We start from the raw sequence: 12,757 nt of genomic DNA on the forward strand, positions 1-12,757 counted from the left end.
CAGGCGGGGGCCGCGGGGGGCCGCCCCCGCCCCCCCCCCGGCCCGCCCCCCCCCCCGCGCCGAATAGTCCGAGATCAGCTCGGAGAGCAGCAGGTTGAAGCTCCAGCCGTCCAGAATCGCGTGGTGCTTGGTCACGCCGATATGCATCTCCTCCTCGCTCAGGCGATGCACGGCGAAGCGGATCAGCGGCGGATGCTCGACGTCGAAGCGCCGGCGCCGCTCGGCCTCGCGCCAATCCAGAATCCGCGCGTCCTGCCGCGCCGCGTCCAGGCCTCGCCAGTCGCTGACCGCCAGCGGCAAGGGCACTTGGCGGTGCACGTACTGCAGCGGCTCCTCGTCGGCGGCCAGATCGAAGGCGGTGCGCAGCGCCGGATGGCGTTCGAAGGCGCCGCGCAACGCCGCCTCGAGCGCGGCCGCGTCGAAGGGCAGGGCCAGCCGCTGATCGTTGACGTTGTGATAGGCGGAGTCCTGGCCGTGCCGCATCTCATTGGCCAGCATCGCCATCTGCATCGCGCTGAGCGGATAGGCGTCCTCGTAGGCGGCGTCCAGCGGCGGCGGAGGCGGCGGCGCGCTCGCGGCCGGCGGCGGCGAATCCGTGCGCCGGACCCGCGGCGCCAGCCTTGCTATGGTCAGCGAGCGCATCAACTCGTCCAGCGTGAAGTCGATGCCGACCTTGTGCGCGGCCGACAGGATCTGGATGCTCAGGATGGAGTCCCCGCCCAGCTCGAAGAAGTTGTCGGTGACGCCGACCGGCGAGCGCTTGAGCACGGATTCGAACACGCCGACCAGCGCCTGTTCCACCGCATCGCGCGGCGCGACGTGCGGACGCGCCGCGTCGCCGTCCGCCGCCAGCGCGTCGGCCAGCCGGCGGCGATCGAGCTTGCCGTTAGGGGTCAGCGGGATCGCGTCCACCTCGATCAGGCGCGCCGGAATCGCGTGCGGCGGCAGGCGCTGCGCCAGCCAGTCCCGCAGCGCGGCGGGAGAGAGCGACGCGCCCTCGCGCGGCGCCGCGAAACCCGCCAGCTGCGCGTGGCCGTCTATGCTCGCCTCGTCCACCATCACCGCCGCGGCGGCGACGTCCGGGTGCCGGGCCAGCGCCGCCTCCACCTCGCCCAGTTCGATGCGGAAGCCGCGGATCTTGACCTGCTCGTCGATGCGGCCCAGATAGTCCAGCTCGCCGCCCGCGTCCCAGCGCCCGAGGTCCCCGCTGCGGTAAAGCCGCGCGCCGGGCAGGAAGGGGTCGGCGATGAAGCGTTCGCGGTCGAGCTCGGGACGCTTGTGATAACCGCGCGCCACGCCCTCCCCGCCCACGTAGATTTCGCCCGGCACGCCCGGCGGCACCGGATGTCCGGCGGCGTCGAGCAGGTAGATACGGTAGCCGGGCAAGGGCCGGCCCACCGGGCTGCGCGAGGAGAGCGCGTCGCCCGCGCCCAGCACGCGCTCGGTCACGTGCACCGTGGTTTCGGTGATGCCGTAGAGATTGACCAGCGCGACGCCGCTCTCCTCGCCCAGGCAGGCGGCGAACTGGCTGGGAATCAGCGCCTCGCCGCCGAAGAACACATGGCGCAAGCCGGCCGGCAAGGGCCGCCGCGCGTCGCCCAGCGCGCGCAGCAGCTGCTTGAAGGCGCTGGGGGTCTGGCTCAGCATCGTGACGCCCTCGCGCTCCAGCAGCGCGAGAAACGCCTCCGGCGTGCGCGAGCAGCGGTAAGGCACGATTTCCAGCCTCCCGCCGTGCAGCAGGGCGCCCCAGATTTCCCATACCGAGAAGTCGAAGGCGTAGGAATGGAACAGGGTCCACACGTCCGACGGTCCGATGCCGTAGCTCCGGCGCGTCGCCGCGAACAGATGGTCCACATTGCGGTGCTCCACGCACACGCCCTTGGGCTGTCCGGTCGAGCCCGAGGTGTAGATCACGTAGCACAGGTCGGCGGGCGAAGTGTCGCGCGGCGGCGGCGCGTCTTCGCGCTCGCCGGACTCCGCCGCACCCCCCATCCCGATCAGAACCCCGCCGAAGTCCCCGAAGCGCTCGCGCGCCTCCTCGCCGCAGATCAGCGCGCCGGCGCCGATATCCTCCAGTATCCAGGCGAGACGTTCCGGCGGATGGTCGAGATCGAGCGGCACATAGAAGGCGCCCGCCTTCAACACCGCCAGTATCGCGACGATGCTGTCCACGCCGCGCCCGAACGCCAGCGCAACCGGCGTGTCGCCGCGCACCCCGGCGGCGTCCAACCGCCAGGCCAGCCGGTTGGCGCGGCGATCCAGTTCGGCGTAAGTCAGCGCCTCGCCCTCGCATTGCAGCGCGACGGCGTCGGGACGCGCGCGCGCCTGCGCCTCAAAACGGCGATGCAGGCACTGGCGCGCCGTCTCGTCCGCGCACCGGGCCGCCGCGTTCCAGCCCGCGACCAGCGCGCCGCCCGCCTCCGCGCCCAGCAGCGACGCCGCGCCGATGCGCAGCGCGGCGCCGCCGCGTTCAAACTGCTCCAGCAGCCGCGCCAGCATCGCGACGATCCGCTCCGCCGACGCCTCCGACACGCGCTGGCGATCGTAATGCAGGCGCAAGCGCAGACGCTCGCCGGGAATCGCGACCACGGTCAGCGGATAGTTGGTCTGCTCCACCACCTCGACGTCGCCGACGCCCAGCCGTTCCCGATAGCGCGTCGCGTCCGCGCGCGCCGGATAGTTCTCGAACACCACCAGGCTCTCGAACAAGGGCGCGCCCGGAGCCACGCCGCTCCAGCCCGGAATCGCGTGCAGCGGCGTATAGGCGTAGGCTTCGGCGTCCACATGCCGGCGATGCAGCTGTCTGAGCCAGTCGCCCAGCGTCTGCGCGGCGTCCACGGTCGCGCGCGTCGGCAGCGCGTTGACGAAGAGCCCCACCATCTGCTCGACCCCGCGCAGCTCGGCCGGCCGGCCGGACACAGTGGTGCCGAACACCACGTCGTCGCGGCCGCTCGCTCGCGCCAGCAGCAAGGCCCAGGCGGCCTGGATCACCGTGCTCTGCGTCAGCTCGCAGGTGCGCGCCAGCCGCTGCAGGCCCTCGCTCGTCCGCGGGTCCAGCTCGCGTTCCAGCAGGCCGTGGCCGCACTCGCGTTCCGGGCCCGCCTCCTCGGCCAGCGGCAAGGGCGTGGCCGCGCGCACATCCCCCAGCCGCTCGCGCCAGAAGGCCTCGGCCGCCGCGCCGTCCTGCTGGTCCAGCCAGCGCAGAAAAGCGCTGTAGGGCTGGGGCGGCGGCAAGGCCGGATCGGCCCCGCGCCGGTAGGCGTCGTAGCAGGCGAGCGCTTCGCCCAGCACGATCTGCACCGACCAGCCGTCCAGCAGCAGATGGTGATAGCTCCACACGAACTCATAGCGTTCTTCGCCGGTGCGGAACAAGGCGCAGCGCATCAGCGGCGCGCGGCTCAGGTGAAAGCCCGGACGCCGGTCCGCGTCCCGGTAGGCGGCGAGACGCCGCCGCTGTTCCTCGGGATCGAAAGCCCGCCAGTCCTCCTCCACCCACGGCAGTTCGACGTCGCGGAAGACCACCTGAACCGGCTTGGACGGCCCGTCCCACAGAAAGCCGGTTCGCAGCACGCCGTGGCGCGCGATCACCGCTTCCAGCGCGCGCCGGTAATCGGCCGCGTCTAGCGCGACCTGGAAGGCGCAAGCGACCTGTTCGTAATAGACGCCGGACTCCGGCGCTTTCAGCGTATGAAACAGCAGGCCCTGCTGCGTCGGCGTCAACGGCAGCATGGTCTCGACTTTCGAGCCGGCTTGCTGCGCGGCGTTTGATAATGTTTTGTTCATGGCTGTTCGTTCAGTAGCTGTAACACTTCGTCGATATCGTTCTGGTCCAGATGAGCGAGCGGCAGGTCCGACGGCGTCAGGCCACCCGACTGCGGCGACAGGCAATGCGCCAGCACCGCGTCCAGCTCGGCGCGGAAGCGCTCCGCCAGCGCCGTCATCGCGTCCGCCGCTTGCAGCGCCGCGTTGTACAGCCAGTCCACCCGCAGCCGTCCTTCGTGCACCTGCGCCACCACGTCCAGCGCGTAGCGCCGCCTCATCCCGCCCGAGCGCGCGCCGCCCGGCGGCTCGCCCAGCCAAGTCGCGCCCGGCGCGCCGCCTTCCTCCAGCCGCCATTGGCCCAGGTAGTTGAAGCACACCGTCCGCGCATGGCCGCCCAGCTCCGATCCACGGCCGCCGTAACGCAGCGCCTGGTAGGCGATGCCGCTGTCCGGCACGCCGCGCATCCGCTCCTTCACCGATTTCAGATCCCGCGGCAAGTCGCCGCTCAGCGGCAGCCGCAGCGGATACAAGCTGGTGAACCAGCCCACGGTGCGCGACACGTCCACGCCCGCCAGCCCGTCGCGGCCGTGGCCTTCCAGGTCCAGCACGCATTCCTCCGCGCCCGTCCATTGGCGCAAGGCCCGCGCCAGCGCGGCCAGCAGCAATTCCTCCGGACGCATCCGATAGGCCTCGCCCGCCTGCCGCAGCCAGCGTTCCGTGGTCGCCGCGTCCCATTGCAGCGACACCCGCGATTCCGCCGCCACCGTGTCTTCGCCCGCGCCGACGCCGGGCAGGGTCATCCCCGGCGCGTCCATCTCCCGCCAGTAGTCCAGCGTCGATTCCGGCAAGCTGTCCGCCCAGGCCCACAGCCGCTGCGACCACGTCTGGTACGACACCGTCTTGGCCGGCCACGACATCGCTTCGCCCCGGCTCAGCGCCGCGTAGGCCCGCCACAGGTCTGCCAGCAGAATCCGCCACGACACCCCGTCCACCGAGGCGTGATGCGCCAGCCACAGCAGACGCCAGCCTTGGTCCAGCCGGTACAGCCGCGCCGCCCACAGGCTGGCGCCGTCCAGGCGCAGACCGGCCTGCAGTTCGGCCGCGTCGCGCTCCAGCGCGGCCTCGGCGTCGGCCAGGCCGCGCAGGTCCGCTATCTTCACTTCCGCCGGCGCGCCGGCGCCGCTTTCCTGAATCCAGCGCTCGTCGTCCCGCCGCCAGCCTATCCGCAGCGCGTCGTGGCGTTGCGCCACCGCCTGCAGCGCGCCGATCAGCGCCTCGGCGTCGAGCGGGCCGCTCAGGCCCAGATAAGCTCCCTGGCTGAACTGTTGCCAGTCCGTGCCCGGCCAGTCCAGATACCAGGCCTGGATCGGGCCTGGCCTCACTTCGCCCCTCACCTCGCCCTGCTCCGCCGGCGCGCCGGCCTCTTCCGCCGCGCCGCTTTCCGCCGCCAGTTCGGCGATGGTCGGATAGCGGAACACCTGCTGCGGGCTGATGCGCAAGCCCCGCTCCGCCGCCCGCGACGCCATCTGTATGCTCAGGATGGAGTCGCCGCCCAGCGCGAAGAAGTTGTCCCTCACCCCCACGCGCTCCAGCCCCAGCAGGCCTTGCCAGATCTCCACCAGCGCCGCCTCGGCCGCGTTCTCCGCCGCCGCCGCGCCCGCCTCGATCTGCGGCTCCGGCAGGCGCTTGCGGTCCACCTTGCCGTTGGCGCTCAGCGGCACGCTGTCCAGCGCCATGATCGACGCCGGCAGCATGTATGGCGGCAGCCGCCGCGCCAGCGCGTCGCGAATCGCGGCGGGATCCAGGCTCGCGCCCGGCAGCAACAGCACATAGCCGGCGATGATCCGCCGCCCGTCGCGCTCGACCACCGAGGCCACGCCGCGCTCCACGCCCGGCGCCGCCGCCAGCGCGGCCTCGATTTCGCCGATCTCGATCCGGAAGCCGCCGATCTTGACCTGATCGTCCACTCGGCCCAGGAATTCCAGATTGCCGTCGGCAAGCGCGCGCGCGCGGTCGCCGGTCCGGTACATCCGCTCGCCCGGCACAAAGGGATTGTCGACAAAACGGTAAGCAGTGAGATCCGGCTGGCCGAGATAACCCAGCGCCACGCCCGCGCCGGCGATCCACAGATCGCCCGGCACCCCCACCGGCACCGCCTGCAGCGAGGAAGACAGCACATAGAGCCGCTGCCCCGGCAGATGGCGGCCATAGGGCACGAAGGCGGCGTCGGCCGCCAGTCCCCGCGTGTCGTACCAGCACGACCAGATGGCCGCCTCGGTGGCGCCGCCCAACGCCAGCACCTCCGGATCGGACGTCGCCGCCGCGCGGATCTGCGCGGGCAGCCCCACCGGCACGCGGTCGCCGCTCAACATCGCCAGCTTCAGCGAGGGCGGCAGCGCGCGCCCGCTCTGCCGGCACTCCAGCAGCAGCAGCTCCATCACCGCCGGCACGGACTCCCAAACCGTCGCCCCCTCGCGCGCCATCAGATCCAGCCACGCCGCCGGCGCGATCGTCGACGACTCCGGCGCCAGCAAGACGGCGGCGCCCGCCGCGAACGCGCCGAAGAAATCGAATACCGACAGGTCGAAGCCCGCCGCCGACACGCACATCAAGCGGTCGGACGCGCCGATCTCATAACGGCGCAGAAAGACTTCCATCGTCAGCGCGGCCGCGCGGTGGCTGATCATCACGCCCTTGGGCTTGCCGGTGGAGCCCGAGGTGAACATCACATAGGCCAGATCGTCGGGCGCCGCCTCCGGCAGCGCGACCTCGGCCGGCGGCGTTTCGTCGATCAGGATCGCGCGCGCCGCGACGCCGTCCAGCAGCGGCAGATGCTCGCGCGTCGTCAGCACATGGCCGACCGTGGCCAGCAGATCGCGCAAGCGTCCCGGCGGCATCGCCGGATCGGCCGGCACATAGGCGCAGCCGGCGCGCATCACGCCCGAGTAGGCGGCGACCGCGCGCGCGCTCCTCGGCAGCAGCACCGCCACCGGTTCGCGCCGCGCGCCCGCCGCCGCCACCGCCCTGGCGACGCGCAGCGTCTCGTCGGCCAGTTCGCGGTAGTTCATCGCCTCGTCCACGCCTATGATCGCCGGCGCCAGCGGCGTCAGCTCGGCGTGCCGCTCTATGCCGGCGTGCAGCAGATAACCGTCGCCGACCGGCGGCGTCGCGTTCCAGTCGTGAATCAGCCGGCGCGCCTCGTCGTCGTCGACCAAGGTCAGATCGCCCAGCCGCGCGTCCGGCTGCGCGGCGAGCTGGGCCAGCAGATGCAGGAAGCTCGCGCCCAGCCGGCCTATGCCCTCCTCGTCGTAGCGCGAGGCGTCGAAATCGACATAGAGCACGGTCTCCTCGCCCGGAATCAGCTGGCCGACCAGCGGATAATTGGTGCGCGTCTCGGCCGCCGCGAACTCGCTGACGTCGAAACCGGCGTCGCCTCGGGCCAGCTTGCGGTCCATCGGATAGTTTTCCACCACGAACAGGCTGCTCAAGAGCTCGCCGCCCTCGTAGCCCGCCCAGCGCCGGATGTCGGTCAGCGAGGCGGCGCCCAGTCTGGCCCGTTCACTCTGCTGTCCATGCAGTTGCTGCAACCATTGCGATACGCGCGCGTCGTCGTCGATGCCGACGCGCACCGGCACCGTGTTGATGAACAGCCCCACCATCCGCTCGACGCCCGGCAGCGTCGCCGGCCGGCCGGACAGCGTGGTGCCGAACACCACCTCGCGCCCGCCTCCGGCGTAGCCCAGGGTCAGCGCCCAGGCGCCGGTCAGCAGGCTGGCGCGGGTGACGCCGGCCCGCCGCGCGGCGCGGTCGACCTGCTCGTTCAGCCCCGCGTCGAACACGAAGGCGCGCCGGCCCTGGCCCCGCGCTCGCGCGCCGCGCGCCGGCGCGGCGAAGCCTATCGGCGTGGGCTCTTCTATGCCGGCCAGCACCTGTTGCCAGTACGCCGCCTGCTCGCTCTCGTCCCGCGCCGCCAGCCAATTGACGAAGGGCAGAAAACGGCTGCCCGGCAACGGGGCCGCGTCGCCGGCGCCCAGCTCGGCGTAGCGGCCGATCACCTGCTTCAGGATCAAGGGCACCGACCAGCCGTCGACCACCGCGTGGTGGTAGCTCCACAGGAAGCGCCAGGCGTCGCCGGGTTCGCGGATCAGGGTGCCGCGCAGCAAGGGCCCGCGTTCCAGATCGAAGCCGCGTTGACGGTCCAGCTCGCGCAGCGCGTCGAAGCGGCTGACGCAGGCCTCGGCGGACAGCGCGCGCCAATCCAGCGTGTCCCAGTCCGGGTCCAGACGGGGATGGACGATTTGGACCGGGCTCTGCAACTGCCGCCAGCGGAAGGTGGTGCGCAGCGCGGCGTGCGCCGCCGCGACGTCGAACCAGGCTTGACGGAAGCGTTCCGCGTCGAAGACGCCGCTCATTTTCCAGTGCAGTTGTTCTATATAGAGCGGCGCGTCCTCGTCCGCGATGGAGTGAAACAGAATGCCCTGCTGCAACGGCGTCACGCCGTACAAGGCCTCCAGCCCGGGATGCTCGCGCTCGATCGCGTCGATATCGCTCTGCTCCAGTTGAGCAAGCGGCAGGTCCGACGGCGTCAGGCCGCCCGACTGCGGCGACAGGCAATGCGCCAGCACCGCGTCCAGCTCGGCGCGGAAGCGCTCCGCCAGCGCCGTCATCGCGTCCGCCGCTTGCAGCGCCGCGTTGTACAGCCAGTCCACCCGCAGCCGTCCTTCGTGCACCTGCGCCACCACGTCCAGCGCGTAGCGCCGCCTCATCCCGCCCGAGCGCGCGCCGCCCGGCGGCTCGCCCAGCCAAGCCGCGCCCGGCGCGCCGCCTTCCTCCAGCCGCCATTGGCCCAGGTAGTTGAAGCACACCGTGCGCGCATGGCCGCCCAGCTCCGATCCACGGCCGCCGTAACGCAGCGCCTGATAGGCGATGCCGCTGTCCGGCACGCCGCGCATCCGCTCCTTCACCGACTTCAGGTCCCGCGGCAAGTCGCCGCTCAGCGGCAGCCGCAGCGGATACAAGCTGGTGAACCAGCCCACGGTGCGCGACACGTCCACGCCCGCCAGCCCGTCGCGGCCGTGGCCTTCCAGGTCCAGCACGCATTCCTCCGCGCCCGTCCATTGGCGCAAGGCCCGCGCCAGCGCGGCCAGCAGCAATTCCTCCGGACGCATCCGATAGGCCTCGCCCGCCTGCCGCAGCCAGCGTTCCGTGGTCGCCGCGTCCCATTGCAGCGACACCCGCGATTCCGCCGCCACCGTGTCTTCGCCCGCGCCGACGCCGGGCAGGGTCATCCCCGGCGCGTCCATCTCCCGCCAGTAGTCCAGCGTCGATTCCGGCAAGCTGTCCGCCCAGGCCCACAGCCGCTGCGACCACGCCTGGTACGACACCGTCTTGGCCGGCCACGACGTCGCCTCGCCCCGGCTCAGCGCCGCGTAGGCCCGCCACAAGTCTTCCAGCAGAATCCGCCACGACACCCCGTCCACCGAGGCGTGATGCGCCAGCCACAGCAGGCGCCAGCCTTGGTCCAGCCGGTACAGCCGCGCCGCCCACAGGCCGGCGCCGTCCAGGCGCAGACCGGCCTGCAGTTCGGCCGCGTCGCGCTCCAGCGCGGCCTCGGCGTCGGCGTCGGCCAGGCCGCGCAGGTCCGTTATCTTCACTTCCGCCGGCGCGCCGGCGCCGCTTTCCTGAATCCAGCGCTCGCCGTCACGCCGCCAGCCTATCCGCAGCGCGTCGTGCCGCTGCGCCACCGCCTGCAACGCGCCGATCAGCGCTTCGGCGTCGAGCGGGCCGCTCAGGCCCAGATAAGCTCCCTGGCTGAACTGTTGCCAGTCCGTGCCCGGCCAGTCCAGATACCAGGCCTGGATCGGGCCGGGCCTCACTTCGCCCCTCACCTCGCCCTGCTCCGCCGGCGCGCCGGTCTCTTCCGCCGCGCCGCTTTCCGCCGCCAGTTCGGCAATGGTCGGATAGCGGAACACTTGCTGCGGGCTGATGCGCAAGCCCCGCTCCGCCGCCCGCGACGCCATCTGTATGCTCAGGATGGAATCGCCGCCCAGCGCGAAGAAGTTGTCCCTCACCCCCACGCGCTCCAGCCCCAGCAGGCCTTGCCAGATCTCCACCAGCGCCGCCTCGGCCGCGTTCTCCGCCGCCGCCGCGCCCGCCTCGATCTGCGGCTCCGGCAGGCGCTTGCGGTCCACCTTGCCGTTGGCGGACTGCGGCAAGGCGTCCAGCCACACCCAGGCGCGCGGCACCATATAGCCCGGCAGCCGCGTCTCCAGCCATGCCTGCACCGCCGCCGCGTCCGCGGCTTCGGCCGAATCTTGCCGCGCCACCAGATAGCCGACCAATTGCTTCTCGTCCGCGGCGCTGCGCCGCAGCGCGACGGCGCAGCCGCTCAAGCCGGGGTGATGGCCCAGCGTCGCCTCGATCTCGCCCAGCTCGATCCGGTAGCCGCGCAGCTTGATCTGCTCATCCGCTCGGCCCAGGAACTCCAGCGCCCCGTCGCGCCGCCAGCGCACGCGGTCGCCGGTGCGATACCAGCGCCCGCCGTCCGGCGGCGGCGCTGCGACGAAGCGTTCCGCCGTCAAGTCGGCGCGCCCCAGATAGCCGAGCGCGAGTCCGTCGCCGCCCGCCCACAATTCGCCGGGCACGCCGACCGGCACCAGCCGGCCGCCGGCGTCGACCACGCGCACCTCGGTATTGCCTATCGGCCGCCCAATCGGAATCGAACCGCGTTTCACGTCGCCGGCCGTCACCCGATGGCTGCAGGTGAAAGTGGTGTTTTCCGTCGGGCCGTAACCGTTGATCAGCGCGACGCCCGGGCAGGCCTCGAGAAAGGCGCGGCAGCTCGCCACCGGCAGCGCGTCGCCGCCGGTCAGCAGTTCGCGCAGGCCGCCGAGCGCGGCCGGCTCCTCTTCCACCATCATGCGGAACAGGTCGGCGGTCAGCCACATCGTGGTGACGCCGTCGCGCGACGCCGCGTCCAGGAAGGGCATGCCGGGCTCGGCCAGCACCAGCCGCCCGCCGTTCAGCCAGCAGCCCCAGATTTCGAAGGTCGAGGCGTCAAAGCCCAGCGGCGATTGCTGCAGCATCACCGTCGACGCGTCCAAGCGCGCGTAGCCGCCGCCGACGGCGAGCCGGACCACCGCGCGATGCGGCACCGCCACGCCCTTGGGCCGGCCGGTGGAGCCCGAGGTGTACATCACATAAGCCAGGTCCTCCGCGCGCCGCGCCGCGGACGACAAGGGCCGCGCGTCGCCGGCCTCGCAGTCGGCCAGGCTCAGCACCGGTCCGGCGTAATCGCCGAGCCAGCCGGCGTCCAGACCGTCGGCGACGATCATCAAGGCCGGCGCGGCGTCGGTCGTCATCGCGCTCAGGCGCGCGGCCGGATAAGTCGGATCCAGCGGCAGATAGGCGGCGCCGGCCTTCAGCGCCGGCTTGGATGGCGGCCAGCAGCCGCGGGGAGCGCGCGCCCGCGACGCCCACCACCGCGCCGGCCTCGACGCCGGCCGCGCGCAGCGCGCCGGCCGCGCGGTCCGACCACTGATCGAGCTCCGCGTAAGTCCAGCGCTCGCCGCCCTGTTCCAGCGCGACGCGTCCGGGATGGGCGGCCGCGCATTCGCGGAACAACGCGTCGATCGCGGCGTCCGCCCGATACGGGCGCTCATGCCGCCCCCATCCGCGCAGGCGCGCTTCTTCGGCCTCGGACAGGATGGGCAAGCCGCGCGCGTCCGCGTCCGGCGCGGCCAGCGCCGCGCGCAGCAACGCCAGATAATGTTCGCCCAGCTGACGGATGGTGGCCGCGTCGTACAGATCGGTGTTGTACTGCCACACCGCGAAAGTGCCGCGCTCGTCGCCCTCGATCGACAGATAAAGATCGAAGCGCGCGAACGGGCTGTCCAGATCGAAGGGCACGGCCGCGCCGCTCGCGGTGCGCACCGCCGGCAGGCGGACGTTCTGGAAGGCGAACACGGTCTGCGCCAGCTGCTCGTGCCGTGGGCCGCCGCGCGCGCGCAGCCGCTCCACGATGGCGTCCAGCGGCACGCCCTGGCGCGCGAAGGCCTGCGCGCTGGCGTCGCGGACCCGGTCCACCAGCGCGCCGAAGCTGTCGCCCTCGCCCACCTCGGTGGCCAGCGCCACCAGGTTGACGAAGTAGCCGGCGATGTCCTCCGCCGCCTGGAAGGGCCGGTTGGCCGCCGGCGTCAGCGTCAGCCCGCGCGCTTCGCCGGTGTAACGCTGCTGCAGCAGCGCGAAGGCGCTGAACAAGGTGGTGAACAGCGTGGTGTTATGGCCGCGGGAGAACGCGGCCGCCGCGTCCATGCACGCGGCCGGAATCTCGAAGCGTTCAGTGCCGCCGCGCCCGCTCAGCGCCGGCGGACGCGCGCGGTCGCCGCGTATCGCCGGCACCTCGTCCACCTCCGCCAGCGCCTCCGTCCAGGCGTCCAGTTGCGCGGCGTAGTCCGGCGACGCCATCCAGCGGCGCTGCCAGGCGGCATAGTCTCGATAACTGAGGCGGGGCGCCGAGGGCTCGGCCGCGTCCGGCGACGCGAGATAGGCGCTGAAATCGCGGATCAGCACGCTCATCGACCAGCGGTCGAAGATGGCGTGATGGATGGTCAGCACCAGCACCGCGGCGCGCTCGGGCGTCGAGAACAGATCGACGCGCCACATCGGCGCGCCGGCGGCGAAGGGCTGTCGCGCCAGTTCCGCGGCGCGCGCGCGCAAGGCGTCGTCGCCGTCCACCGCCCACGCTTGCAAGGCGACGAGCGGCTCGGGCAGCACCCGCTGTTGTTCCGGCTCGCCGTCGCTGAAGACGGTGCGCAGGATGTCGTGCCGGCGCGCGAGCGCCGCGAAGGCGCGGGCGACGGCCTCCTCGTCGACGGCGTCCGCGAGTTCGATCGCCGCCTGTTCGTTGTACATCGCCGGATCGCCCAGCCGCGTCGCCGCGACCAGACGGGCCTGCCCCGGCGACAGCGCCGCCGCGTCGCCGGCCTCGCCCGGC

General features: G+C 72.3%; 2 protein-coding genes and 1 pseudogene. All 3 read right to left on the reverse strand.

Going from position 1 to position 12,757, the window contains the following annotated elements:
• Positions 1 to 3,783, reverse strand: a 3,783-nt coding sequence (locus tag NK214_RS24095) for an amino acid adenylation domain-containing protein (protein WP_253315706.1), incomplete at its 3' end; no start/stop codon positions are given.
• Complete coding sequence (locus tag NK214_RS24100; protein ID WP_253315707.1) at positions 3,780 to 11,360, reverse strand: non-ribosomal peptide synthetase; 7,581 nt, start codon at positions 11,358 to 11,360, stop codon at positions 3,780 to 3,782. The genes NK214_RS24095 and NK214_RS24100, both read right to left, overlap by 4 nt.
• Positions 11,251 to 12,675: pseudogene (locus tag NK214_RS24105) on the reverse strand (condensation domain-containing protein); the annotation flags it as partial. The pseudogene NK214_RS24105 and the gene NK214_RS24100, both read right to left, overlap by 110 nt.
• Positions 12,676 to 12,757 lie beyond the last annotated feature (82 nt).

The organism is Chromobacterium sp. S0633 (assembly GCF_024158805.1).
Classification (GTDB): Bacteria; Pseudomonadota; Gammaproteobacteria; order Burkholderiales; family Chromobacteriaceae; genus Chromobacterium.